Origin of the sequence: Pseudomonas sp. FP2300 (assembly GCF_030687595.1) — a bacterium.
Lineage (GTDB): Bacteria > Pseudomonadota > Gammaproteobacteria > Pseudomonadales > Pseudomonadaceae > Aquipseudomonas > Aquipseudomonas bijieensis.
The window spans coordinates 1,429,693-1,453,440 of the sequence record NZ_CP117440.1; the positions used below are offsets into that span (position 1 = coordinate 1,429,693).

The window sequence follows — 23,748 nt, forward strand, 5'->3', positions numbered from 1 at the left end:
GGTCGGGCAGTTACGGCGCATATTGGACCTTAGCTGTACCTGTGCGCGCTGTCGGTTTTTTCCTAAGCTTGTGCCTGGTTTTTCCGAGACCAAAGTCGCGCCTGCATGACCGTCAGGTTCCCCGCGTCGAACCGATCCAGTGAGAAAACACCATGAACGACCACCGCCAGTGGGCGCGCGAAGCGATCCGCATCATCGAGGCTGACTTCCAGCGCAGCGCCGATACCCACCTGATTCCGCTATCGCTGCCTGGCCTGCCGGGCATCGAACTGTATTTCAAGGATGAGTCCAGCCATCCCACTGGCAGCCTCAAGCATCGGCTGGCCCGTTCGCTGTTTCTCTATGCGTTGTGTAACGGTTGGCTCAAGCCTGGGGCGCCGGTGATCGAAGCTTCCAGCGGTTCGACAGCCATTTCGGAGGCGTACTTTGCCCGTCTGCTGGGCCTGCCGTTCATTGCAGTGATGCCAGCGACCACCTCCAGGGAAAAAATCGCACAGATCGCCTTCTATGGCGGCCAGAGCCATCTGGTGGACGATCCGACGCAGATCTACGCCGAATCCGAACGCCTGGCCCGCGAGCATGACGGGCATTTCATCGACCAGTTCACCTATGCCGAGCGCGCCACGGACTGGCGGGCCAATAACAACATTGCCGAATCGATCTTCCAGCAGATGCGCTTCGAGCGGCATCCGGAGCCAAGCTGGCTGATTTCCAGTCCCGGCACGGGCGGCACCACGGCCACCCTGGGGCGCTACGTGCGTTATCGCCAGCACGGCACCCGGGTGTTGTGTGCCGACGCCGAGCGTTCGGTGTTCTTCGACTACTACCGCAGCGGCGATGCCAATCTGCGCATGGATTGCGGCTCGCGCATCGAGGGTATCGGCCGACCACGGGTCGAGGCGTCGTTCTTGCCCAAAGTCATCGATGCGATGGTCAAGGTCCCGGACGCCCTGTCACTGGCGGCCATGCATTACCTGGCCGAGCGCTTGGGACGACGGGTTGGTGGTTCCAGCGGTACCAACCTGATCGGTGCGTTGATCGCCGCGAAGCAGATGATGGAGGCAGGGGAGTCGGGATCGATCGTGGCGATTTTGTGTGACGGCGGCGAGCGCTATGCCACGACCTATTACGACCCCGCGTGGCTCAAAGCCCAGGGCTATGAGTTGAGCGGGCTGATGGCGGCCGTGGCGGCGAGTGTGGAGAGGGGAGATGCGTTGCCAGAGAGTGTGTTGCGGGCGAATATCTGAACCTTGAAAACACCGGAATCCCTTGTGGGAGCGAGCCTGCTCGCGATAGCGGCGGACCAGTCAACATCTGTGTTGAATGCCAGGCCGCCATCGCGAGCAGGCTCGCTCCCACAGGGTCATGCTGTTCACTTAAGCAAATTCGGCCTTGAGTGAACAGCATTGCCCTCACAAGGACGCTTCTGTCAGGCCTCCAGCCCCAGGATATCCCGCGCCACCGCCTCGGCAATCCGGATCCCGTCCACGCCCGCCGACAAAATCCCGCCCGCATAACCGGCGCCTTCACCGGCGGGAAACAAGCCCTTGACGTTCAGGCTCTGCAGCGATTCGTTGCGGGTAATGCGCAGGGGCGACGAGGTGCGGGTTTCGATCCCGGTCAGCACCGCATCGTGCAGCGAATAACCGCGAATCTGTTTCTCGAACGCCGGCAGGGCTTCACGGATGGCTTCGATGGCGAAGTCCGGCAGGGCCAGGGCCAGGTCGCCCAGGGAGACGCCGGGTTTGTAGGAAGGTTCGACGCTGCCCAGTGCCGTGGACGGCTTGCCGGCGATGAAATCGCCCACCAGTTGCGCCGGGGCCTCGTAGTTGCTGCCGCCGAGCACGAACGCGTGGGACTCCAGGCGCTCCTGCAACTCGATCCCGGCCAGTGGGCCACCCGGATAATCCACTTCCGGAGTAATGCCGACGACGATGCCGGAGTTGGCGTTGCGCTCGTTGCGTGAATACTGGCTCATGCCGTTGGTCACGACGCGGTTCGGCTCGGAGGTCGCGGCCACCACGGTACCGCCCGGGCACATGCAGAAGCTGTACACCGAGCGACCGTTCTTGGCGTGGTGCACCAGTTTGTAGTCGGCGGCCCCCAGTTTCGGGTGGCCGGCGTACTTGCCCAGGCGTGCGCTGTCGATCAGCGATTGCGGGTGTTCGATCCGGAAACCCACCGAGAACGGTTTGGCTTCCATGTACACGCCACGGCTGTGGAGCATGCGGAAGGTGTCCCGGGCGCTGTGGCCCAGGGCCAGGATCACATGCCTGGAATGAATCCGTTCACCGCTAGCCAGTTCGACGCCGACCAACTGGCCGTCCTCGATCAGTACATCGGTGACGCGCTGCTGGAAGCGCACTTCACCGCCCAGGGCGCGAATTTGCTCACGCATGTTTTCCACTACGCCTGTCAGGCGGAACGTACCGATGTGCGGCTTGCTGACGTAGAGGATTTCTTCCGGTGCGCCGGCCTTGACGAATTCGTGCAGGACCTTGCGACCGAGGAATTTCGGATCCTTGATCTGGCTGTAGAGCTTGCCGTCGGAAAACGTCCCCGCGCCGCCTTCACCGAACTGCACGTTGGACTCGGGGTTGAGCACGCTTTTGCGCCACAGGCCCCAGGTGTCCTTGGTGCGCTGGCGCACTTCCGGGCCGCGTTCGAGGATGATCGGCTTGAAGCCCATCTGTGCCAGCAACATGGCGGCGAAGATCCCGCACGGGCCAAAGCCGACCACGATTGGCCGTTCGCTCAGGTCGGCTGGTGCCTGGCCGACCACTTTGTAGCTGACATCCGGCGCCTCGTTGACGTTACGGTCATCGGCGAACTTGCGCAGCAGGCTGGCTTCATCGCGCACCGTCAGGTCGATGGTGTAGATGAAGCACAGTTCGGAGGATTTCTTGCGCGCGTCGTAGCTGCGCTTGAACAAGGTGAAATCGAGCAGATCATCGCTGGCGATGCCCAGGCGTTGCACGATGGCGGGGCGCAGGTCTTCTTCGGGATGATCGATTGGCAGCTTGAGTTCGGTGATTCGTAACATGGCGGGGTCCGGTTCGCGGGATGCACAACTGCATCAGGGCGTGAACCGGCGATTATAAGCCAAAACCTGTGAGTCAGTCGTTGCGCGCGCCGCCGAAATAGGCGCAGCCGCGCTGGACCTGTCCGTTGACCCGCAGTTCGGCGCTCATGTGTTGCACACTGCCGGTGACGCTGTCGACGCAGCGCTGGGTGGCCAGCCAGAGCTCGACCTTCTGGCCGTTGGCTTCGGTGCTGATGTTGAGGCGACCATCACCCAGTTGCTCCTCCATGTAAGGCACCGCCAGTGGCGGCTGGCCGTCACGTTCGAGCACCAGGCCCTTGCCGCTGGCCTTGAGGTTCCACTCGGGGCCATGGCCGGCGGCGCGCAGGATCAACAGTCTGAAATTTTCGTCATTGCATGCGGTGCTCGACCGTTCCAGGCGATAGAGCTGCTCCACCTCCAGCTGGCTATCGGTGCCGGCCGCCGCGCTGGAGCCGATACGACCGCGCATATCGGCAAACAGTTTGCCCTGTTCATCGGCCAGGCTGGCGGCCTGTTGCAGCACGCTGGTACCACCGCTGTCGTTGACGATGTAGCGGCGCTGTTCCTGGCATGGCTGGAACACCAGCTTGCCATCGGCCGCCGTGAGTTCGCCCTGCATGCGCGTCTGGTCGGCGTGGGAGACGCTCTGGCGCGGGGCGTCGAGCAATTGGCAGCCGGCAAAGAGCGGCAGGAGGGCGACAAACAGCAGGGAGCGGGCGGCACGCATCATTGGGTCTCCAGACAAGTGCCGCCACGTTACTCAGACTGTTCCTGCATCACAAGGGGTGTCAGCCCACGTGAAAGGTCTGACCGGTTTGTAGGCCTTCGACACTCTTGGCGTAGGCCAATGCCACATCGACGGCTGGCACTGGTTTGTAGCCACGGAAGTAGGGGGCGTATTTGCCCATGGCTTCCACCAACACGTTCGGGCTCACCGAGTTGACTCGCAAGCCCCGTGGCAACTCGATTGCCGCGGCGCGCACGAAACTGTCCAAGGCACCGTTGACCAGGGCCGCCGACGCGCCGCTCTTGATCGGATCGTGGCTGAGCACGCCGGTGGTGAAGGTGAAGGATGCGCCGTCGTTGGCGAATTCGCGGCCGATCAGCAGCAGGTTCACCTGGCCCATCAGCTTGTCTTTCAAACCCAGGGCAAAGCTGTCTTCGGTCATGTCGGCCAGGGGGGCAAAGGTGACGTTGCCGGCGGCGCAGACCAGGGCATCAAAACGGCCGGTCTTTGCGAACAGCGCACGAATCGAGGCGCTGTCGCTGATATCCACCTGCAGTTCACCGCTGTGGCGGCCGATCCGAATGATTTCGTGGCGGGGCGACAGTTCCTTATCAATGGCCGAACCGATGGTGCCGTTAGCGCCGATCAACAGGATTTTCATGAGCTGTTCCTCAATGGGTTGAATGAGTTTTCAGTCTAGAGGGGTTCTTTCCTTGGATAATCATGCTAATAGGCAACCTTTGGTTTTCAATTGGAAACAATCCAATGAGCGAAATGGATGACCTGGCGGCGTTTGCCGTGTTGATAGAGGCCGGCAGTTTCACACTGGCGGCCCAACAGTTGGGCTGCAGCAAAGGCCAGTTGTCCAAGCGCATCAGCCTGTTGGAGAGCCGATTTTCGGTGGTGTTGCTGCAACGTACCACCCGGCGCTTGAGCCTCACGGCGGCAGGGGCGGCGTTGTTACCCCAGGCCCAGGCGCTGCTGGTGCAAGTGGAAAGGGCACGTCAGGCATTGGCTCGATTGAAGGATGATGTTTCTGGACCGGTGCGTATGACGGTTCCGGTTTCGTTGGGCGAAACCTTCTTCGAAGGCTTGCTGATGGAGTTCGCTCGCACCTATCCCGATGTGCAGATCGAACTGGAGCTCAACAACGGTTACCGTGACCTGACCCGCGACGGCTTCGACCTGGCGATCCGCTCCGACGCCGCCATCGATGAGCGGCTGGTGGCCCGGCCGTTGCTGGCGTGGCACGAAATGACCTGCGCCAGCCCTGCCTATCTCGAACACTATGGCGAACCCGCGACCCCCCAGGTCCTGGCCGAACACCGCTGCCTGCTCAACAGCCACTACAGCGGCCGGGAAGAATGGCTCTATCACCAGCAACACGAACTGCTGCGGGTCCGCGTGTCGGGGCCGTTTGCCAGCAATCACTACAGCTTGCTGAAAAAAGCCGCCCTGGCCGGCGCCGGAATCGCCCGGCTGCCGTCGTATCTGCTGCATGAAGAATTGGCTGACGGGCGCCTGCGCTGGGTGCTACGCGATTACCAGACTCGGCGTATGCCGATGTACCTGGTGCATCCGTACCAGGGCGGATTGCCCAAGCGCACCCAGGTGTTGGCCGATTACTTGATCGATTGGTTCAAGCGCAGTGGCGAGGCGTTGGATCGGTTGCAGCGATAGCCCGGCCATTGGGCCTCTTGTGGGAGCGGGGTTAGTCAGCGGGCATAGCGCCTGGCGATCAGGTGGTCGATGGACAGCAACCCCGGTCCGCGCGCCATCAGGTAGAGCAATACCGCTGCCCAAGTGCCGTGGGTGGGGTAGGCGTCCGGGTAGACAAACAGCTGAATGGTCAAGGTCATGCCCAGCAAGGCCATCGCCGAGAAACGTGTTGCCAGGCCAAACAGAATCAACACCGGGAATACATGTTCAGCAGAGGCCGCCAGATGCGCCGCCAGTTCCGGCGACAGCAACGGCAGGGCGTATTCGCTTTTGAACAGGGGAATGGTCGAGTCCGCCAGATGCGGCAGGCCGATCTGGAAGGTGCCGTCGAACAGGTCGATGGCCAGGCCTTCGATTTTGGTCTGGCCGGACTTCCAGAACACCGCGGCGATGGAGAAACGGGCAATAAAGGCGATCAGGCTGTGGGGGATTTTCTCCAGCCATTGAATGAAACCAGTAATCAGGGCGTTCATTGGGTTACCTGTTCAGATAGGAGGCCAGTGATGGCCTGGTGGCGGATGAGCCTCCCCAGGAGGTGCTCCAGGTCGAGGTCGGTGTAGCGCTCGATTGCCGCTGTCAGGGGTAGGCCTTGCTGCAGGGAGGTGATGAAGGCATGGGCACCATGGCTGATCGCGAGCACTTCCACGTCGAGGCCATTGCGCAGTACCAGGGCGTTTTGTGCGGCGCGCGGCTCGAACGCTACGAGAGGCTTTTGTTGATGGGCAGCCCAGATCGTGACCACGGCGAAAGGTGATTTCAGCAGGCGCAGCGATGGGTGGAAGGCGATCTTCAGATGCGCTGCGAGGGTGGGGCAGGACAGTAATTCCACGACTCGTTCCGCGCTCATGGGCTGGGCGTCGGCTGCATGCCCGGCCTCGATTTGCAGCCGTTCCAGGCGAGCCACGTCCGCGAGATAGGGCACGCCGGCGGCGGGTTCGAAGCGTTCGATGAAACCGGAAAAATCGGCACCGTAGTCGCTCATGATCGGGCTCCGTGGTGCCGCCGACTGGACATAGACACCGGCCATGCCACGGAAGAATTCCTCGCCCACCAGTTGTGTCACCACTGGATAGTTGTCGGCCAGGGCGTTGATCAATGAGCTGAGCACGTTGTTGCGGTACACCGCGAAGCGGCTCTCGGAATCGGCGCCATTGGCGCTGATCAGGCCCGGCGGACAGGCCTGGCGCGGATCGAGCAGGGCCGCGGCAAATTCGCTCTGGCGGCTCATGGCCGGGCTCCGGCGGCGCTTAGCAGTCGCTCGGCCTGGCGCGCTTCGGCCAGCAGCACCTCGAATGCAGGGACGTGGTTGTCTCGCTCGATCAGGGTGGCTACCGGCCCGGTTCGCGCCAGTGCCTTGCGATACAGCTGCCAGACTTCGTTGGCGATGGGCGCCCCGTGATCGTCTATCAGCAGGCGCTCGCCAAGGCTGTCGGCGTCTTCGGCAAACCCGGCCAGATGAATCTCGCCGGTGGCTTGCAAGGGCAGGGCGTCGAGGTAGACCTGTGGATCGCGGCTGTGGTTGATGCACGAAACGTAGACGTTGTTCACATCCAATAGCAGGCCGCAGCCGGTGCGACGAATGACTTCGCCAATGAAGTGAGGTTCGTCGAGGGTCGATTCCTCGAACGTCAGATAAGTGGCCGGGTTTTCCAGCAACAGCCGGCATTTGAGGCTGGACTGCACCTGATCGACGTGTTCGCAGACACGGTCGAGGCTCGCCTGGTCGTAGGCCAGGGGCAGCAGGTCATTGAGGAACACCGGGCCATGGCTGGACCAGGCCAGGTGTTCGGAAAAGGACTGGGGCTGATAGCGTTCGATCAGTGTGGCCAGGCGCCGCAAATGCGTGACATCCAGCGGCCCTTCGCCACCGATCGACAGGCCGACGCCGTGCAGCGACAGCGGGTACTGTTCGCGTATCCGCCCCAGGTAGTGATGAAACGGCCCACCAGCCACCATGTAGTTTTCCGCATGCACTTCGAAGAAGCCCAGATCCGGTTGGGTCTGGAGTACTTCATGGAAATGCTCGGCCTTGAGCCCCAGACCCGCCCTTGGCGGCAATCGGGTATCAGTGGCGAGGAAAAGCGCAGTGGACATGGCAGTGGGCCTCAGGCAGATGCGATCAGGACTTGGCTTTGAACGCTTGGAGTTGGCCGAAGCCGGTGGGGGAGGTCTTGCTTTCAAGGGTGGTGCAAGTGCCTTTAGGGACCGATTTCCACGCGTTGCCTTGATAGTCCATTTTCGCGGTGCCGGCGCAGGTGGTGCCGGCACCGGCGGCGCAGTTGTTCATGCCTTTGAGGGCGACGCCGAAGCATTTTTCCATGTTGTCGTCGGCTGCGTGGGCGGACGAGACGGCCGTCATGCTCAGGGCAGAACCCAGGGCCAGGATCAGGGCGGTGGCGGACAGGGTGCGAGTCGAAGCAGTCATGGTGATTCTCCAGTTCTTCAGGGAAATGAACCGGCGTTAGCGCCGGTCTGCTGAACTAGAGAAGGGGCGTGGGGAAGTGTTACAGCGGTTCTCGATTTTTTATTTCGAAACCCAATGGGGTGAGGGTAGGTTTTTGTGGGAGCAAGGCTTGCCCCAAAAAAAAACGGCCCGAAGGCCGTTTTTTCATTGCGACAGACTCAACCGCCCAAGTACGCCTCGCGCACTTTCGGGTCGATCAGCAGCGCTTCACCGGTGCCTTGCATCACCACGCGACCGTTCTCCAGCACGTACGCCCGGTCGGCGATTTTCAGCGCCTGGTTGGCGTTCTGCTCCACCAGGAACACCGTCACGCCATCCTTGCGCAGTTGTTCGATGATGTCGAAGATCTGCTGGATGATGATCGGCGCCAGGCCCAACGAAGGCTCGTCGAGCAGCAGCAGCTTGGGCTTGCTCATCAGTGCGCGGCCGATGGCGAGCATTTGCTGTTCGCCGCCGGACATGGTGCCGCCGCGCTGGGTAAAGCGTTCTTTCAGGCGGGGGAAAAGGTGCAGCACCTTGTCCATTTGCTCCTGATAGTCGCCCTTGTCGGTGAAGAACCCGCCCATGGCGAGGTTTTCTTCCACGGTCAGGCGGGCAAAGACCCGACGGCCTTCCGGCACCACCGCGATGCTCTTGCGCATGATGTGTGACGAGTCCTGGCCCACCAGTTCCTCACCCATGTAGCGGATGCTGCCGCTGTGGGCCTGGGGCGAACCGCAGAGCGTCATCAGCAGGGTGGACTTGCCGGCGCCGTTGGCTCCGATCAGCGTCACGATTTCGCCCTGGCGGACCTCCACGTTGACGCTGTGCAGGGCCTGGATCTTGCCATAGAAGGTGGAAACGTTTTCGAACTGCAGCATTTACGCTTCCCCCAGGTAGGCTTTGATCACTTCAGGATTGTCGCGGATCTGTTCCGGCGAGCCGTTGGCCAGGGGCGTGCCCTGGTTGATCACGACGATGTGGTCGGAAATGCTCATGACCAGCTTCATGTCGTGCTCGATCAGCAGCACGGTGACATTGTGCTCTTCACGCAACACGCCGATCAGGGCTTTGAGGTCTTCGGTTTCCTTGGGGTTCAGGCCGGCGGCCGGCTCGTCGAGCATGAGGATCCGCGGACGGGTCATCATGCAGCGGGCAATTTCCAGGCGCCGTTGCTGACCGTAGGCCAGGGTCCCGGCGGTACGGTTGGCGAACTCCTTGAGGTTGACCTTCTCCAGCCAGTACTCGGCGTACTCCATGGCCTCGCGTTCGCTTTTGCGGAACGCCGGGGTCTTGAACAGGCCGGCAAAGAAGTTGGTGTTCAGGTGACGATGCTGGGCGATCAACAGGTTCTCGACCGCCGTCATGTCCTTGAACAGCCGCACGTTCTGAAAGGTGCGCACTACACCCTTGCGGGCGATCTGATGGCCGGGCAGGCCCTGGATCGGCTCGCCGTCCAGCACGATGGTGCCGCCGGTGGGCTGGTAGAAGCCGGTCAGGCAGTTGAACACGGTGGTCTTGCCCGCGCCGTTCGGTCCGATCAGCGCAACCACTTGTTTCTCTTTCACGGTCAGGGCCACGCCGTTGACCGCCAGCAAGCCGCCGAAGCGCATGCTCAAGTTTTCGACTTTGAGGATCTCGCGGCTCATTTGCGCAGCTCCATGTGGGGGCGTTGCATAGGCAACAGACCTTGAGGACGCCAAATCATCATCAGCACCATCAAGGCGCCGAACATCAACATGCGGTATTCACTGAATTCACGCATCATTTCGGGCAGCAGGATCATCACGATGGCTGCCAGGATCACGCCCAGCTGCGAGCCCATCCCACCCAGTACCACGATGGCGAGGATGATCGCCGATTCGATGAAGGTGAAGGATTCCGGCGTCACCAGGCCCTGGCGGGCGGCGAAGAAGCTACCGGCAAAACCAGCGAAGGCGGCACCGAGGGTGAAGGCCGACAGCTTGATCACGGTTGGGTTGAGACCCAGGGCACGGCAGGCGATTTCGTCTTCACGCAACGCTTCCCATGCACGGCCGATTGGCATGCGCAACAGGCGGTTGATGACGAACAGCGCGGCCAGGGCCAGCAACAGCGCGACCAGGTAGAGGAACACCACCTTGCTGACGGGGTTGTAGGTCAGCCCGAAGAACTGGTGGAAGGTCTGCATGCCCTCGGCCGCGGTGCGGTCGAAGCTCAGCCCGAAGAACGTCGGCTTGGGAATGTTGCTGATGCCGTTGGGGCCGCCGGTGAGGTCGGTGAGGTTACGCAGGAACAACCGGATGATCTCGCCGAAGCCCAGGGTCACGATGGCCAGGTAGTCGCCCCGCAGCCGCAGCACCGGGAAGCCCAGCAGGAAGCCGAAGGTGGCCGCCATCATCCCGGCGATGGGCAGGCAGATCCAGAAGCTCAGGCCAAAGTAATGGGACAGCAGCGCATAGCTGTAGGCACCGACGGCGTAGAAGCCCACATAACCCAGGTCGAGCAGGCCGGCCAGGCCGACCACGATGTTCAGGCCCAGTCCCAGCAGGACATAGATCAGGATCAGCGTGGCGATGTCCACCGCGCCGCGGGAGCCGAAGAACGGCCAGACCAGCGCAACCACGATCAACGCGATGATGATCTGGCGCTGGGTGCGAGGCAGGGACAGGAACTGGCTGACCTTGGGCGAAACCAGCGGGCCGCGGTTGGAGCGCAACAGCGTGCCGACCTGTTGGCTGAACAGCACCCGCAGGAACATCAGCACCGAGCACAGGGCAATCACGCTCAATGTCAGGGGACCGGTGCCATGCACTTCAAGGTTGACCCCGACGATGCTCAGCTTGAGGCCCAGCACAGGGAAGGCCACGGCCCAGACCAGCGCGGCGCTGAACAGCGCCTGTTTAAGATATTTGTTCATACTTTCTCAACCTCCGGACGGCCCAGGATGCCGGTCGGCCGGAACAACAGGACCAGGACCAGGAGACCGAACGCCACGACGTCCTTGTACTGGTCGCCAAAGATATCGGCACCGAACGCTTCGGCCACCCCAAGCACCAGCCCGCCGAGCATCGCGCCCGGAATGCTGCCGATGCCACCCAGTACCGCTGCGGTAAAGGCCTTCAGGCCCACCAGGAAACCGGCGTTGGGGTTGATCACGCCGTACTGCATGCTCAGCAGCACCGCGGCGACAGCCGCCAGCGCGGCACCGATGACGAAGGTGAGGGCGATGATGTTATTGGTGTTGATGCCCAGCAGGTTGGCCATCTTGATGTCCTCGGCGCAGGCGCGGCAGGCGCGGCCAAGGCGGGAACGGGAGATGAACAGCGTCAGCCCGAGCATGGCGACCAGGGTCACGATGAACACCAGGATCTGCATGTAGGAAACCAGTACTTCTTCGGCGCCGCCCGGGCCGAAGGAGAAGCTCCCCGGGATCAGGTTGGGAATCGACTTGTCCTTGGAGTCCTGGGACAGCAATACGGTGTTCTGCAGGAAGATCGACATGCCGATGGCGGAGATCAGCGGGATCAATCGGTTGCTGCTACGCAAGGGGCGGTAGGCAACGCGCTCGATACTGTAGCCATAGGCACTGGTTACGATGATCGACGCCACGAACGCGGCGGTCATTAACAGCGGCAGTGAATCGATACCCATCATGGCCAGCCCGGCAAGGGCGATGAAAGCCACGTAGGAACCGATCATGTAGACCTCGCCATGGGCGAAGTTAATCATTCCAATGATGCCGTAGACCATTGTGTAGCCAATGGCTATCAAGGCATAGGTGCTGCCAATGGTCAGGCCATTAACCAGCTGTTGGAAAAAATGATAGATCTCAGGCATTACAGCGCTCCTAAAAACCCGATACGCATTTCACTGGTGGAGTCATGTTCCGGCCCGGTGCTGTGTTCTCTGATCACATTCGCCCCGAGCGTTTGCCAGCGAACCGCTGGTGACGGTTTTAAGATTTTCAGGTGAACCAGCTCCCGGATCGCGGGTGCCTGGCCCATAAACCTCGTAAAACAAAGCCCACTGCTCGCACAGTGGGCTTGTTGACCAGTAAGGCCTGGCTTACTGAGGGGAGACTTCAGTCTTCGGTTTGTTGAAGTGCCATTCGTAGACCACGAACTGGAAGTCCTTCAGGTCGCCCTTCGCGTCGAACGACAGGTCGCCGGTCGGGGTCTTGAAGGTGCCTTTGTGGATGGCCTCGGCGACCTTGGCAGTGTCTTCGCTCTTGGCGGCCTTGATGCCTTCGGCGATCAGTTGGACCGCGGAGTAGGCCGGGAACACGAACGGACCGCTCGGATCCTTGCCGTCGGCCTTGATGGCGTCGACGACGGCCTTGTTCGCCGGATCGGCATCGAAGGACTTCGGCAGGGTGACCAGCAGGCCTTCGGAGGCGTCCTGGGCGATTTGCGAGATGGAGTCGTTGCCGACACCTTCCGGGCCCATGAACTTGGCTTTCAGGCCTTTTTCCTTGGACTGACGCAGGATCAGACCCAGTTCAGGGTGGTAGCCGCCGTAGTAGACGAAGTCGACGTTGTTTTGCTTGAGGCGCTGGATGATCGAGGAGAAGTCCTTGTCGCCAGCGTTCAGGCCTTCGAATACGGCTACTTTGACGCCTTTGGCCTCGAGGGTTTTCTTCACGGCGCTGGCGATGCCTTCACCGTACTGCTGTTTGTCGTGCAGTACAGCGACGACTTTCGGCTTGACGTGGTCGGCGATGTAGTTGCCGGCGGCAGGGCCCTGGGCGCTGTCCAGGCCGATGGTGCGGAAAATCATCTTGTAGCCACGAGTGGTGATGTCCGGGCTGGTGGCTGCCGGAGTGATCATGATCACGCCTTCGTCTTCATAGATGTCCGAAGCTGGCTGGGTGGAGCTGGAGCACAGGTGGCCGACGACGAACTTGACGCCATCGTTGACCACTTTGTTGGCCACGGCAACGGCCTGTTTAGGATCGCAAGCGTCATCGTATTCCTTGACTTCGAGCATCTTGCCGTCGACGCCGCCCTTGGCGTTGATGTCCTTGATGGCTTGTTTCGCGCCAATGAATTGCATGTCGCCGTACTGGGTGACCGGACCGGTTTTCGGACCGGCAATGCCGATGGTGATGGTGTCGGCGGCGAACGAATGGCTGGCAACCCCGGCCAGAACCATAGCGGCAAACAGTTTGGAAATCTGCTTAGTAGCCTTAGTCATAGTGCTCCACTCATGCTGTTGTAGTTTTTATAGTCCTGGCGCCGTAGCAGCAGAACCGGGTCAGATATCTTGGATACCCTCGCGGAAATGCCCCCGGCAACTGTACCGGTACAGTGTAGAGCGCCGGTTGTTGGCAAGGGAAGCTGGCGCTTGGGGGCAAAACCTGAGGGTGTCGCTTAATTGAAAGAAAAAGACAGAATGGCGGCGGGGGTTGTCCGGTCATATCGGCAATCCTTGGCTTTCCTGCGCTTTTCAATCGGTGCTGCAATTACTACCGGGTTTTTCTGCCAGACCACCGACGTTATCATTCGCGCCGATTTCTTTTCCGGACAGGTCCCATGAATCAAGAACCTAGCACCCTCTATGCCAAGCTGCTTGGTGAAACCGCATCCATCACCTGGAAAGAGCTGGAGCCGTTCTTTGCCAAGGGTGCCCTATTGTGGGTCGATCCGGCACTGGATTTGATCGCCGCCGCCGAAGCCGTTGCCCAGGACGAAGGTACCAAAGTCGCTGCCTGGCTGGCCGCCGACCAGCTCGCCAAGCTGTCTGAAACGCGGGCGCTGGATTTTCTGGAGCGTGATCCGCAGCTTTGGGCGGTGGTGGTTTCGCCCTGGATTATGATCCAGGAAAGGGCGTCAAACTGATCAGTGCACCAACTTGGTTCGTGATTTCTGTCGGATGAAAGTGTGTAGGTGAGTAGCGTGATGGCGTCCTGCCGTGGCGAAACGCCACAGGAGAGGGTGACGTATACGTAACGGGAACAGTTTCTGGACCAGCCATGGGGCTGGTTAATTGTTTCTGGATGTTGTTGTGTAGTGTATTTGAGATCGCCATCGCGAGCAGGCTCGCTCCCACAGTAGACCGAGTTTCTTCAGGAAGAACGCGATCAAATGTGGGAGCGAGCCTGCTCGCGATTCGGGGTGACGCGCTCTTGCGCCTACCTCAATAAGTCCTGCCAGTATGGTTATTAAGGGAAATAACCTTGGTCTTGCCAATGCGGTGACGGTAGATCTCGCGCAGGTACTTGATGGACTTCTTCACGCAGTCACGGGACAGGCGGATATCGTTGATCGAGACGAACTTGTCCTTGTCATTGATCAGCTCGCGGTATTTCTTCTCGTACATCGGCTTGATCGCGTACCAGTTGGTGTCGAGGATCTTCGCCGGGTTCTCGAATTCGTTGAGCAGATCGTCGATCCGTTCTTCGTCGAAGTCTTCATTGATGATGAAGTCCAGGATCGAGTTGTCCAGGGTGTCGTCGAAACGGTACGGGGTGCGGGCGAAGCAGCGTTTGATGAAGGCCACGATCAGGGTCAGGAAGTCGTCCGACAGGCACGGGCTCTTGGCGATCAGGGTGGTCAGCGACAGGTTGGCCGAGGCGCCGATCACCAACGCGTAACGCTTGAGGGTCGTGTTGGGGAACAGGCTGTTGAGATGGGTCTTGAGCCGGTTCAGGTCCATGTAGGACAGCTTGTAGTCCTTGGGCAACGAGACGATGGACACCACCGACGAGCAGTTCTTGAAGAAGTGCAGGTCGTGCAGGGCGGCTGCGTCGTAGCCGGAATTCTTGTACTGCTCCAGCGAGGCGCGGTAGCGCTTGGATTCGATCGGCAACAGGCTGATGCCTTCGATGGCCTGGGTGACTTTGTTGAAGTGCGGCAGGTCGATGGAGCGGAAGAACAGGTCGTCGATGTTCAGGCGTGGTGGCTCTTTCTCGAACACCTTGAACTTGTCGCCGCTTGGCGCCGGGGTTTCCGGGACCACGGATTCGGCGTAGGCAATCGCTACCGGCCCGGCCAGGCTCATGAACAGGTCGTTGGCGTCCAGGCGAATGGTTTCGCCGATGTCGATGCCGGCACGCCTGAAGTAGTTCTGGTCGTAATCGGTCGTGACCGCCTGGGCCGTCAGGATGTTGAAGATCTGTTGGGAGATGTACTGGTTGGCGTGCTTCTCCATGGCATTGACATCAATGTTCTGGATGTTGCCGTCATCGCTTTCTTCGGCGTAGCGCATGATGTCGTTGGAAATCAGCATCATCGCGTTCCACGGGCGGATACGGCCCATGACGCTGGCTTCGCTGCTGTCTTCGTTGGCGAAGTTGTACGAGAAATCCCATTCTTCCGACAGGTACTTGCACAGCAGGCGTCCGGCGTTGATGTGCAGGGCCTCGGACATTTCGCTGCGGTGGTCGGAAATGTTCGGCAGCACGCAGATGCCGCTGGTGAAGATCGGTTCGAAGACGAAGGAATGACCGCTCTTGCTGTCGTGTTCGTCCATCGGCTTGGTGTCGAACGTCTTGTTCATGTACGAGTATTGCTGGGCCAGGCCGAACTCCGAGGCCATGCCCGAACCGGTACCGCCGCCGGCACTGAAGATCGAGAAGTACAGGCGCGACTGGTTGGCCTTGATGCCGCAGCTGTCGATCAGGTACGAGTGGATCATTTTCCAGTCAGGGCTGGAGAAGCGCTGGGTGTCCTTGTTCAGGATGATCTTGGCCAGGTACTGGCCCAGGATCGGCGCGTTACCGGCACCACCGGCGTGGACTTCCGACAGGTCCATGATTTTCATTTTGCTGTAGTCGCGCAAAAAGCCGCTTTTCTCACCCTTGCGCGAGAAGCGGATGCGCCCGGCGATGTCCTTGTCCAGGTCGCCGAGCATTACCAGCGGTTCCACCAGGAACACCGGTTTGCTGGCCTTGCTGGTGCCCAGGCGCAGATTGTTGCGGATCCACTGCGCGGGGCTGTAGCCCTTGTCGCTGTAGGCCTTGTCTTCGGCGTTGAATTCGTTGAGGTAGAACTTGCGGGCGTTGTACACCAGCTCGGCCACGTCCAGGGCAATGTTGGAGCCGCAGCGCCCCAGGCCGATCAGGCACACCGACGGGAATTCCTGCTGGGTACGGTCGCTCTCGTCTTCTACCAGATGGGGCGGACGCGGGAACACCGCGTCGCGCAGGCCATCGAGGTTGTCGAGGATCCGATCGGTGTTGGTTTCGGTGAAATACAGATACTGCTGAGTCGACAGGGGACGCGAGCTGCTCGAGGGTTTCGAGACTTCAGGGCCGTTGGCGGCCGGGCTCAGGGTCAGATCGGATACCGCAGTGGCTGTTTTTTTGGAAGTCATTGTGCGCCATATGCCTGAACTGGTTGGTTCGACGAGCGCTGTCATCGAACCGTCGCGGATGGGAGCTCGCGTCCTTGGATGGCGCGAAGGTCGGCCCGAGCGTTCAGGACTGTGCCTGAGCGCCGCTCGGGAGATTCTTTCCTGATAGGTTGAATCGGCCACCTGGAGACGATCTTTAATCAAGAACGGGCAAAATGATGGCAATTGTTACAGGAAATTGACCGCTATCAATAAACACGCCCCTCGCCATGGGCGGGTATCAACCTTGCGAATGATTGGAGACAGTCCACGCGCCGCTGTCTAGATTGCAGACTTCGGGCTCGGATGCCTCGCCGTTGCCCCCATAACAATAAAGAGACGGACCCATGCAGAACTCGACCCAAGCGGCGAATGCCTGGCGCATTCTGTTCCTGCTGTTCCTTGCCAACCTGTTCAACTTCTTCGACCGCACCATCCCGGCGATCATCATCGAGCCGATCCGTATGGAGTGGAGCCTCAGCGACTTCCAGATCGGCATCATCGGCACCGCCTTCACCATCGTTTATGCCATTGCGGGATTGCCGCTGGGGCGCATGGCCGATACCGGTTCGCGCAGCAAGTTGATGGGCTGGGGCCTGGCAGCCTGGAGCGGACTGACCGCGGTGAACGGCCTGGTGGGCAGTTTCTGGGCGTTCCTGGTGGTGCGCATGGGCGTCGGCATCGGCGAGGCCAGCTACGCGCCAGCCGCCAACTCACTGATTGGCGATCTGTTCCCTGCCCACCGTCGGGCGCGGGCCATGGGCATCTTCATGCTGGGGCTGCCGCTGGGCCTGCTGTTGGCGTTTTTCACCATTGGCGCGATGGTCAAGGCGTTCGACAGCTGGCGTGCGCCGTTCTTCATTGCGGCGGTGCCGGGGCTGGTGCTGGCGGTGTTCATGTTTTTCATCAAGGAACCCAAGCGCGGCGCGGCGGAAACCGTGCAGGTGTCCCAGGAAAAGATCGACAGGCCGGTTCGCCGGGTACTGGCGATTCCCACTTTCCTATGGCTGGTGCTGGCCGGGCTGTGCTTCAACTTCGCCACCTATGCTTGCAACTCGTTCCTGGTGCCGATGCTGCAACGTTATTTCCTGATGCCGCTGCACGAGGCGGCCGTGGCCACCGGGATCATGGTGGGTGTGACGGGGCTGTTCGGGCTCACCCTGGGTGGCTGGGTCGCGGACAAGATCCACCAGCGCGTGCCCAACGGCCGGCTGCTGTTCGCAGCGTTCAGCCTGGCGATCTCGACGGTCACCACAGCGTGGGCCCTGCATGCCGGGCGCATTGAAATCGGCGTGTTCGTGGCGGTGTTCAGTGTTGGTTGGCTGTTTGCCTATAACTTCTACACCTGTGTCTACACTGCGATCCAGGACGTGGTGGAACCGCGCCTGCGCGCCACGGCGATGGCGTTGTACTTTGCCGGGCTGTATTTGCTCGGTGGCGGTTTGGGGCCGGTGGTGGTGGGCGGCTTGTCCGACTACTTTGCCCGCACGGCCATGGCAACCGCGGGTGTCGACCAGATGACCGAAGCGTTCAAGGCCATCGGCCTGCACGACGCGATGTACCTGATCCCGGTGGCGCTGCTCCTGACCATGGTGTTCCTGTTCCTGGCGTCACGCTGCTTCGTGCGCGATGCCAAGCGGATGAAGGACGGGATGAGCGCGGAGGTGATGCCGGAGGGTGTCGCGGCGACGGCCTGAAGAGATTTTGTGACAACAATGCTTTTGTGGCGAGGGAGCTTGCTCCCGCTCGGTTGCGCAGCGACCGCAACATTTTTGGGGCCGCTTCGCGCCCCAACGGGAGCAAGCTCCCTCGCCACAGATCGTGTCTTACAGGTTATCCAACCTTTTCATCCCGTCCCCGCAGCAAGCGATCAGGCATCGCCACCGCCGCTGCCAGCCCCAACAGCGACACCGCCGCGCTGATCAACAGCAAGTCCCGGAACGTCGCCTGCAATGCCTGGCGCAAGGCACTCTGGGCCTCGCCCGGGGCGGCGTTCAGGCCGTCCAGCAAGACATTGCCGGAATGCCCTTCGCCGATCAGCGACGAGCTGGCGATCTGGGCGAAGCTTGAATCCTGCAGCAACGCCAGCAGCAACGCCGACATCAGTGCCACGCCCACCGCACCGCCGAGGGAGCGGAACAGGTTGGTGGTGCTGGTGGCGACGCCGATGTCCTGTTGGTCTACGGAGTTTTGCGAACCCACCAACGAAGTGGGGAATTGCATGCCGGAGGCGATGCCAGAGAGCAGCATGAACAGGCTGCTGAGCCAGAACGCGGCGGGCGGGGTGAAGGCCATGCCGAGGATGGCGAGCGGGAAGAGCAGGGCACCGCTCAGGATCATCGGTTTGTAGCGCCCTGTGATTGAGGTCCGGCGTCCAGCGAAGTACGCACCTATCGGCAGCCCTATCGCCAGCGGCAACAAGTGCAACGCCGCGCTATCGGCACCCGCGCCGGTCACGCTCTGGAAGCGCAACGGTACCAGCACGATCAGGGAAATCGCCTGGAAACTGGTGAAGAACACCGTGCACCAACACAGCACCGCGCTGCGGTTGGCGAACAGGTGCATTGGCAGCAACGGTTCCCGAGCCCGGCGCTCGTGCCAGGCGAACACCCCCAGCGTTACCCCCGCACAACCGAGTAACCCCAGTACTTCCTGGCTGTGCCAGGCATGGCCCTGGCCGACCTGGGTGATCCCCAGCAACAGCGCCGTCAGACCGATGATCAGCAACACGGTGCCCAAGTAGTCGATGATCGGCGTGCGTTGCGGCACCGGCAGCCCGACCAGGGTGCGCCGGGCCACCCACCAGGCCGCGAGCCCCAGCGGCAGGTTGATCCAGAACACCCAGCGCCACGACAGGTATTCGGTCATGTAGCCGCCGAGCACCGGCCCGGCCACGCTGGCCACCGCGTACATGCTGCTGAAATAGCCCTGGTAGCGGCCACGCTCGCGGGGCGGGATGATGTCGCCGATGATCGCCTGGCTCACCGAAATCATCCCGCCGGCGCCGATGCCCTGGAAAATCCGCGCCAGCACCAGTTGTTCCATGTTTTGCGCCAGGCCACAGAACAGCGAGGCCAGGGTGAACAGGCCCATGCCGAACAGCATCAGCGGCCGACGCCCATAGAGGTCGCCGAGCTTGCCGTAGATCGGCACCGCCACGGTCATGGCGACCATGTAGCCGGAAATCACCCAGGCCAGCAGGCTGACGTCGGCAAATTGGGCGGAGATGGCCGGCATCGAAACGGCGACGATGGTCTGGTCCAGTGCACCCAGGAAAATCGCCAGCATCAGCGCCACCAGCACGCTGCGGATGGCCGGCTTCGGGGCTTGGAGCGTATTGAACTGAGTCACGGCAGAACCTGCGGGCCGTAGAGGCGAATGAGACAAGGCCCGCAGTTTAAATCGGTAGCCGGCTATTCGATAGCCTCGTAAGGAAGGCCGACGTAATTTTCCGCGATGGTTTTGCGCCCGGCCTCGGAGTCGACGAAATATTCCAGCTCGGCTTCGCTGATGCGCTGGTTGAAGGCATCGTCGTCGAAGCGGTGCAGCATCGAGGTCATCCACCAGGAGAACCGTTCGGCTTTCCAGACGCGGCGCAGGCAGATGGCCGAATACTTTTCAAGCAAATCCACCCGCCCGTCGCGATAGACCTTGAGCAGGATGTTGAACAGCGTGCTGACATCGCTGGCCGCCAGGTTCAGCCCCTTGGCGCCGGTGGGCGGGACAATATGGGCGGCATCGCCCACCAGGAACATGCGTCCGTATTGCATCGGCTCGACCACGAAGCTGCGCAGCGGTGCGATGCTTTTCTCGATGGAAGGGCCGGTCACCAGGGCTTCGGCCAGATCAAGGGGCAGGCGGTTTTTCAGCTCCTGCCAGAAGCGCTCGTCCGGCCAGTCGGCCAATTGCTCCTCGGCGGGTACTTGCAGGTAATAACGGGTGCGGGTCTTGGAGCGCATGCTGCACAGGGCAAAACCGCGGGTGTGACGAGCGTAGACCAGTTCTTCGTGGACCGGCGGCGTGTCGGCCAGCACGCCGAGCCAGCCAAACGGGTAGACGCGCTCGAAGACCTTGAGTTTTTCCGCAGGAATGGACTGTCGCGCCACGCCGTGGAAACCGTCGCAACCGGCAATGTAGTCGCAGTCCAGGCGCCAGGATTGCCCTTCATGCTCAAAGGTCACGAAGGGCTGTTCGGTTTGCATGTCGTGGGGCTGGGCGTTGCTGACCAGGTACAGGGTCCGGGCGCCGGCGGCTTCGCGGGCGGCCATCAAGTCTCGGGTGACTTCGGTCTGGCCGTAGACCATGACGTTTTTGCCACCGGTCAGGCCCTTGAGGTCGATGTGTACCCGCCGATCGTTGAGCACCAGTTCAAAGCCGTCATGGGGCAGGCCTTCGGCGTCCATGCGTTGGCCAACGCCGGCCTGGCGCAGCAGCTCGACCATGCCTTGCTCCAGCACACCGGCGCGGATGCGGCTCAGTACGTATTCCGGGGTTTGGCGTTCGAGGATGACAGTGTCGATCCCGGCGTTGTGCAGCAACTGGCCGAGCAGCAGGCCAGAGGGGCCGGCGCCGATAATAGCGACTTGGGTCTTGAGGGTTTTCATTGTTCTTATGACTCGCACGAAGCACGCGACCAGGGTCGGTGTTGATTATTAGAAATCGAGTGCCTACATTTTTCGCTTGCGGACCTGTCAGTTGAAGGGGAAAACTGAGCCGATACCTGTTCTTTTCGCCAATTGGTGCGATTATCGCCCGCCACCCCAGGCCCGGATCCACGTTATGAAAAAACCTGACCTGCCTTCGATCCCGGTGTTCAAGCTCTACGGTGAAAGCCAGGAATGGCCGACGCCGGACCTGTTGCATTGCGAAACCATCTCCAAGCGCAGCCGCGAGCATCAATGGGAAATCAAACCCCATCGGCATGCGGATCTGTGCCAGTTGCTGTTTGTCTTCAAGGGCCAGGCGGAACTGGAAATCGAAGGCCGGCGCACGCTACTCACCGAACCGGCGGTGCAGATCCTGCCGCCGTTGTCGGTCCATGGCTTTCGTTTTTCCGAGGATGTGGAAGGTTACGTGGTGACCCTGGCTGCACCGCTGGTCACGCACCTGCAAGCGCAACTGGGGCATTCGGTCAATGTCCTGGCCCAGGCCGAAAGCTACCCCGCCCTTGAGAATGCCGAGTACCTCAATAGCCTGTTCAGCGCCTTGCAGAATGAGTACGTGGGGCATCAACCGGCCCGGGAAATGCTGATGCATGCACTGGTCAGCGTGATCATGGTCTGGGTCAGCCGCCAGGTGATGCAGCGCCACACCCAGGCCCAGCGCCCGCAACGGGCCCGGGAATACCTCAACGGGTTCATTCAGTTGGTGGAAGAAACCTATCGCGAGCACGTCAAGGTCGAAGACCTGGCCCATCGCCTGGGCATTTCCGTGTCGCACCTCAATGGCACCTGTCGGGAATTGGCGGGGCAACCGGCGTTGCAGATCATGCACGAGCGTCAGTTGCTGGAAGCCAAGCGGCTGCTGACCTACACCGGCATGACCATCTACGAGATTTCCGAAATGCTCGGGTTTTCCGACCCGACCAACTTCACCCGGCTATTCCGCCGGCGCGTCGGCATCTCGCCCAAGGCGTTCCGGGACCGGCTCAAGACCGATCAACAGGACGACTGACCACGCCTTAGCGCAGGGCGTTCAGGGTCGCACTGTGGGGGATGCAACGTTCGAAGTTGCAACTGGCGTATTCACGGGGCAGTTGCCTGGCCTGCTCGACCCGGTAGGCCGCAGTGCCATATAGCGCAAGCGTGGCGGCGCAGGTGACGAAGATGGCGAGGCGTCTTCTTGTTTTGATGTTCATGGCGGTGACCTCTGAACGAATACCCGGGGGTACTACATTGAGCATAGGTCAGCCGTGGTGGGATGCCAGCCAGGCAGGTGTTGCATTTAACCCGATATTCAGATCGCTGATACTCCCCTGTGGAAGCGAGCTTGTGGGAGCAAGGCTTGCCCGCGATGCAGACACCTCGGTGTAGCGGATAAACCGAGGCGATGCCATCGCAGGCAAGCCTTGCTCCCACAGATCAGTTCCACAGGGGACTGGGGTGGTCTTTTAACCGGGTTATTCCAGGTGTTCAGGCTTCATCGGATCCCCTGGCTTGACGTCCAGTTGCTTGCGCACGTCTTCGAACATTTCGTCGTAGTACTTGTGCATCGAGCCGATGCTGGCGGTCTTGGGCAAGCCGTATTTCTGGGCGATGCGCGTGGCATGACGGGCGAAGTCGAAGGCCTGGTCCTTGGCCAGGAAGAACGTCTCGTCCAGGGGCTTGTCTTCGACGGTGCCATGCACCCGGAACGACATGCCCGTGCCCTCCTTGCCGTCCTGGTCGACCTTGTAGTCGATGCACAGGTTGTAGCTGAAATCATCCTTGTTCAGTGCATGGCGTTCCATGTGCAGGTGACCGGGTTCGAACATGGCCATAAGCGACTCTCCTTCGAAGGCATGGGAGTAGGGCAGACCCTGGATCTGCCCGACAAGTTTCCTGTTATCGATAAGCGATGCCCGGTGTCGCCGTGCTGATGCGGGTGCCGGCCGTGCCCTGGACGATCGCGTCGATGTCCGAGAGTGAACCGATCACCGCGACCTTGCCAGTGTTGCGCGCAAACTCGCAGGCCGCTTGCACCTTCGGCCCCATGGAGCCGGCGGCGAAGCCGAGTTTTTCCATTTCGTCGGGGTGGGCCTGGGCGATGGCTTTCTGGGTTGGCTTGCCGAAGTCGATGAACGCGGCATTGACGTCGGTGGCGATCACCAGCAGATCGCTTTCCAGTTGTTCGGCCAGCAGCGCCGAGCACAGGTCCTTGTCGATCACCGCTTCCACGCCTTGCAGCTTGCCGTCGGCGTCATACATCGTCGGGATGCCGCCACCGCCGGCGCAGATCACGATGCTGCCCTTTTCCAGCAGCCATTTGATCGGGCGGATTTCAAAGATGTGCTTGGGCCTGGGGCTTGCGACCACGCGGCGGAACTTGTCGCCATCCGGGGCGATGGCCCAGCCTTTCTCGGCGGCCAGTTTTTCGGCTTCGACCTTGTCGTAGACTGGGCCGATCGGTTTGGTCGGGTTCTTGAAAGCCGGATCGTTGGCGTCGACTTCGACTTGGGTCAGCAGCGTTGCGAAGGGCACTTCGAAGTCCAGCAGGTTGCCCAGTTCCTGTTCGATGATGTAGCCGATCATGCCTTCGGTTTCGGCGCCGAGCACGTCCAGCGGATACGGTGTGACCGAGGTGTAGGCTGCCGCCTGTAACGACAGCAGGCCGACCTGCGGGCCGTTGCCGTGGGCGATGACCAGTTGGTTGCCGGGGTGGATCTTCGCGATCTGTTCGGTCGCGGTACGGATATTGATGCGCTGGTTGTCTGCGGTCATGGGTTCACCCCGACGCAGGAGGGCGTTACCGCCCAGGGCAACGACGATACGCATGATGCTGTCC

General features: G+C 61.0%; 23 protein-coding genes. 5 read left to right on the forward strand and 18 right to left on the reverse strand.

Going from position 1 to position 23,748, the window contains the following annotated elements:
* Positions 1-152: 152 nt before the first annotated feature.
* Positions 153-1,247: a PLP-dependent cysteine synthase family protein gene (locus tag PSH86_RS06265; protein ID WP_109755710.1), complete on the forward strand. Its 1,095-nt coding sequence runs from the start codon at positions 153-155 to the stop codon at positions 1,245-1,247.
* Positions 1,248-1,429: 182 nt separating this feature from the next.
* Here PSH86_RS06265 and PSH86_RS06270 read toward each other — a convergent pair whose 3' ends face one another.
* The 3 genes from PSH86_RS06270 to PSH86_RS06280 all read right to left on the reverse strand — a co-directional run bounded on the left by PSH86_RS06270 (position 1,430) and on the right by PSH86_RS06280 (position 4,452).
* Complete coding sequence (locus PSH86_RS06270) at positions 1,430-3,043, reverse strand: NAD(P)/FAD-dependent oxidoreductase (protein ID WP_176688525.1); 1,614 nt, start codon at positions 3,041-3,043, stop codon at positions 1,430-1,432.
* A 73-nt stretch (positions 3,044-3,116) separates the two neighbouring features.
* Positions 3,117-3,791, reverse strand: coding sequence for a COG3650 family protein (locus PSH86_RS06275; RefSeq protein WP_163858893.1), 675 nt, complete (start codon positions 3,789-3,791; stop codon positions 3,117-3,119).
* A 61-nt stretch (positions 3,792-3,852) separates the two neighbouring features.
* Entirely contained in the window at positions 3,853-4,452 is a 600-nt protein-coding gene (locus tag PSH86_RS06280; protein WP_163855096.1) for a short chain dehydrogenase, read from the reverse strand.
* Positions 4,453-4,556: 104 nt separating this feature from the next.
* Between PSH86_RS06280 and PSH86_RS06285 the strand changes: the two genes are divergently transcribed.
* Positions 4,557-5,471: a LysR family transcriptional regulator gene (locus PSH86_RS06285; protein ID WP_176688524.1), complete on the forward strand. Its 915-nt coding sequence runs from the start codon at positions 4,557-4,559 to the stop codon at positions 5,469-5,471.
* A 35-nt stretch (positions 5,472-5,506) separates the two neighbouring features.
* On the opposite strand, the gene PSH86_RS06290 is transcribed toward PSH86_RS06285, so the two are convergent.
* The 9 genes from PSH86_RS06290 to PSH86_RS06330 all read right to left on the reverse strand — a co-directional run bounded on the left by PSH86_RS06290 (position 5,507) and on the right by PSH86_RS06330 (position 13,128).
* Positions 5,507-5,983: a DoxX family protein gene (locus PSH86_RS06290; protein WP_163855092.1), complete on the reverse strand. Its 477-nt coding sequence runs from the start codon at positions 5,981-5,983 to the stop codon at positions 5,507-5,509.
* Positions 5,980-6,738 (reverse strand): DUF2063 domain-containing protein, encoded by a 759-nt coding sequence (locus PSH86_RS06295; RefSeq protein ID WP_116831609.1) that lies wholly within the window; start codon positions 6,736-6,738, stop codon positions 5,980-5,982. Before PSH86_RS06295 ends, PSH86_RS06290 begins: the two co-directional genes overlap by 4 nt.
* Positions 6,735-7,604: a DUF692 domain-containing protein gene (locus tag PSH86_RS06300; protein WP_109755716.1), complete on the reverse strand. Its 870-nt coding sequence runs from the start codon at positions 7,602-7,604 to the stop codon at positions 6,735-6,737. Before PSH86_RS06300 ends, PSH86_RS06295 begins: the two co-directional genes overlap by 4 nt.
* 25 nt (positions 7,605-7,629) lie before the next feature.
* Positions 7,630-7,935 carry a DUF2282 domain-containing protein gene (locus PSH86_RS06305; protein ID WP_109755717.1) on the reverse strand — a complete coding sequence of 102 codons (306 nt, stop codon included), beginning with the start codon at positions 7,933-7,935 and terminating at the stop codon, positions 7,630-7,632.
* Positions 7,936-8,132: 197 nt separating this feature from the next.
* Complete coding sequence (locus PSH86_RS06310) at positions 8,133-8,834, reverse strand: ABC transporter ATP-binding protein (RefSeq protein WP_109755718.1); 702 nt, start codon at positions 8,832-8,834, stop codon at positions 8,133-8,135.
* The gene (gene livG, locus PSH86_RS06315) at positions 8,835-9,602 is read right to left on the reverse strand and encodes a high-affinity branched-chain amino acid ABC transporter ATP-binding protein LivG (protein ID WP_014336890.1); all 768 of its coding nucleotides are present in this window, start codon (positions 9,600-9,602) and stop codon (positions 8,835-8,837) included. It abuts the gene before it with no gap.
* Entirely contained in the window at positions 9,599-10,852 is a 1,254-nt protein-coding gene (locus tag PSH86_RS06320) for a high-affinity branched-chain amino acid ABC transporter permease LivM (protein WP_109755719.1), read from the reverse strand. The genes livG and PSH86_RS06320 overlap by 4 nt, the downstream gene beginning before the upstream one ends.
* Positions 10,849-11,772 carry a high-affinity branched-chain amino acid ABC transporter permease LivH gene (gene livH, locus PSH86_RS06325; protein WP_109755720.1) on the reverse strand — a complete coding sequence of 308 codons (924 nt, stop codon included), beginning with the start codon at positions 11,770-11,772 and terminating at the stop codon, positions 10,849-10,851. The genes PSH86_RS06320 and livH overlap by 4 nt, the downstream gene beginning before the upstream one ends.
* A 228-nt stretch (positions 11,773-12,000) precedes the next feature.
* Positions 12,001-13,128, reverse strand: coding sequence for a branched-chain amino acid ABC transporter substrate-binding protein (locus tag PSH86_RS06330; protein ID WP_109755721.1), 1,128 nt, complete (start codon positions 13,126-13,128; stop codon positions 12,001-12,003).
* A 338-nt stretch (positions 13,129-13,466) separates the two neighbouring features.
* Between PSH86_RS06330 and PSH86_RS06335 the strand changes: the two genes are divergently transcribed.
* Positions 13,467-13,772: a DUF2288 domain-containing protein gene (locus tag PSH86_RS06335; RefSeq protein WP_053119051.1), complete on the forward strand. Its 306-nt coding sequence runs from the start codon at positions 13,467-13,469 to the stop codon at positions 13,770-13,772.
* 298 nt (positions 13,773-14,070) lie between these two features.
* On the opposite strand, the gene PSH86_RS06340 is transcribed toward PSH86_RS06335, so the two are convergent.
* Positions 14,071-16,248 (reverse strand): hypothetical protein, encoded by a 2,178-nt coding sequence (locus PSH86_RS06340; protein ID WP_109755723.1) that lies wholly within the window; start codon positions 16,246-16,248, stop codon positions 14,071-14,073.
* Between the two features lie 365 nt (positions 16,249-16,613).
* Between PSH86_RS06340 and PSH86_RS06345 the strand changes: the two genes are divergently transcribed.
* Complete coding sequence (locus tag PSH86_RS06345) at positions 16,614-17,963, forward strand: MFS transporter (RefSeq protein ID WP_109755724.1); 1,350 nt, start codon at positions 16,614-16,616, stop codon at positions 17,961-17,963.
* Between the two features lie 136 nt (positions 17,964-18,099).
* Here the strand turns inward: PSH86_RS06345 and PSH86_RS06350 are convergent, their stop codons facing one another.
* Together PSH86_RS06350 and pobA are read right to left on the reverse strand one after the other, a co-directional pair.
* Entirely contained in the window at positions 18,100-19,617 is a 1,518-nt protein-coding gene (locus PSH86_RS06350) for an MDR family MFS transporter (RefSeq protein ID WP_305488666.1), read from the reverse strand.
* A 62-nt stretch (positions 19,618-19,679) separates the two neighbouring features.
* A complete protein-coding gene (pobA, locus tag PSH86_RS06355; RefSeq protein WP_305488669.1) occupies positions 19,680-20,870 on the reverse strand; it encodes a 4-hydroxybenzoate 3-monooxygenase in 1,191 nt (396 codons plus the stop codon).
* Positions 20,871-21,045: 175 nt separating this feature from the next.
* Between pobA and PSH86_RS06360 the strand changes: the two genes are divergently transcribed.
* The gene (locus tag PSH86_RS06360) at positions 21,046-21,939 is read left to right on the forward strand and encodes a helix-turn-helix domain-containing protein (RefSeq protein WP_003198494.1); all 894 of its coding nucleotides are present in this window, start codon (positions 21,046-21,048) and stop codon (positions 21,937-21,939) included.
* A gap of 7 nt (positions 21,940-21,946) precedes the next feature.
* Here PSH86_RS06360 and PSH86_RS06365 read toward each other — a convergent pair whose 3' ends face one another.
* From PSH86_RS06365 to arcC, 3 genes are all read right to left on the reverse strand, one after another.
* Positions 21,947-22,123 carry a hypothetical protein gene (locus tag PSH86_RS06365; RefSeq protein ID WP_162843733.1) on the reverse strand — a complete coding sequence of 59 codons (177 nt, stop codon included), beginning with the start codon at positions 22,121-22,123 and terminating at the stop codon, positions 21,947-21,949.
* Between the two features lie 261 nt (positions 22,124-22,384).
* On the reverse strand, positions 22,385-22,744 hold the full coding sequence (locus PSH86_RS06370) for a DUF5064 family protein (RefSeq protein ID WP_116831612.1): 360 nt from the start codon (positions 22,742-22,744) through the stop codon (positions 22,385-22,387).
* A gap of 64 nt (positions 22,745-22,808) precedes the next feature.
* Positions 22,809-23,738, reverse strand: coding sequence for a carbamate kinase (arcC, locus tag PSH86_RS06375; protein WP_305488673.1), 930 nt, complete (start codon positions 23,736-23,738; stop codon positions 22,809-22,811).
* Between the last annotated feature and the right edge of the window lie 10 nt (positions 23,739-23,748).

Bases quoted from the DNA above. Each gene is read 5' to 3' on its own strand.
- livG (WP_014336890.1), bottom strand. From the start codon at position 9,602: ATGAGCCGCGAGATCCTCAAAGTCGAAAACTTGAGCATGCGCTTCGGC.
- pobA (WP_305488669.1), bottom strand. From the start codon at position 20,870: ATGAAAACCCTCAAGACCCAAGTCGCTATTATCGGCGCCGGCCCCTCT.
- PSH86_RS06305 (WP_109755717.1), bottom strand. From the start codon at position 7,935: ATGACTGCTTCGACTCGCACCCTGTCCGCCACCGCCCTGATCCTGGCC.
- arcC (WP_305488673.1), bottom strand. From the start codon at position 23,738: ATGCGTATCGTCGTTGCCCTGGGCGGTAACGCCCTCCTGCGTCGGGGT.
- PSH86_RS06265 (WP_109755710.1), top strand. From the start codon at position 153: ATGAACGACCACCGCCAGTGGGCGCGCGAAGCGATCCGCATCATCGAG.
- PSH86_RS06280 (WP_163855096.1), bottom strand. From the start codon at position 4,452: ATGAAAATCCTGTTGATCGGCGCTAACGGCACCATCGGTTCGGCCATT.
- PSH86_RS06275 (WP_163858893.1), bottom strand. From the start codon at position 3,791: ATGCGTGCCGCCCGCTCCCTGCTGTTTGTCGCCCTCCTGCCGCTCTTT.
- PSH86_RS06335 (WP_053119051.1), top strand. From the start codon at position 13,467: ATGAATCAAGAACCTAGCACCCTCTATGCCAAGCTGCTTGGTGAAACC.
- PSH86_RS06270 (WP_176688525.1), bottom strand. From the start codon at position 3,043: ATGTTACGAATCACCGAACTCAAGCTGCCAATCGATCATCCCGAAGAA.
- PSH86_RS06340 (WP_109755723.1), bottom strand. From the start codon at position 16,248: ATGACTTCCAAAAAAACAGCCACTGCGGTATCCGATCTGACCCTGAGC.
- PSH86_RS06370 (WP_116831612.1), bottom strand. From the start codon at position 22,744: ATGGCCATGTTCGAACCCGGTCACCTGCACATGGAACGCCATGCACTG.
- PSH86_RS06310 (WP_109755718.1), bottom strand. From the start codon at position 8,834: ATGCTGCAGTTCGAAAACGTTTCCACCTTCTATGGCAAGATCCAGGCC.
- PSH86_RS06360 (WP_003198494.1), top strand. From the start codon at position 21,046: ATGAAAAAACCTGACCTGCCTTCGATCCCGGTGTTCAAGCTCTACGGT.
- PSH86_RS06345 (WP_109755724.1), top strand. From the start codon at position 16,614: ATGCAGAACTCGACCCAAGCGGCGAATGCCTGGCGCATTCTGTTCCTG.
- PSH86_RS06365 (WP_162843733.1), bottom strand. From the start codon at position 22,123: ATGAACATCAAAACAAGAAGACGCCTCGCCATCTTCGTCACCTGCGCC.
- PSH86_RS06300 (WP_109755716.1), bottom strand. From the start codon at position 7,604: ATGTCCACTGCGCTTTTCCTCGCCACTGATACCCGATTGCCGCCAAGG.
- PSH86_RS06320 (WP_109755719.1), bottom strand. From the start codon at position 10,852: ATGAACAAATATCTTAAACAGGCGCTGTTCAGCGCCGCGCTGGTCTGG.
- PSH86_RS06295 (WP_116831609.1), bottom strand. From the start codon at position 6,738: ATGAGCCGCCAGAGCGAATTTGCCGCGGCCCTGCTCGATCCGCGCCAG.
- PSH86_RS06290 (WP_163855092.1), bottom strand. From the start codon at position 5,983: ATGAACGCCCTGATTACTGGTTTCATTCAATGGCTGGAGAAAATCCCC.
- livH (WP_109755720.1), bottom strand. From the start codon at position 11,772: ATGCCTGAGATCTATCATTTTTTCCAACAGCTGGTTAATGGCCTGACC.
- PSH86_RS06285 (WP_176688524.1), top strand. From the start codon at position 4,557: ATGAGCGAAATGGATGACCTGGCGGCGTTTGCCGTGTTGATAGAGGCC.
- PSH86_RS06330 (WP_109755721.1), bottom strand. From the start codon at position 13,128: ATGACTAAGGCTACTAAGCAGATTTCCAAACTGTTTGCCGCTATGGTT.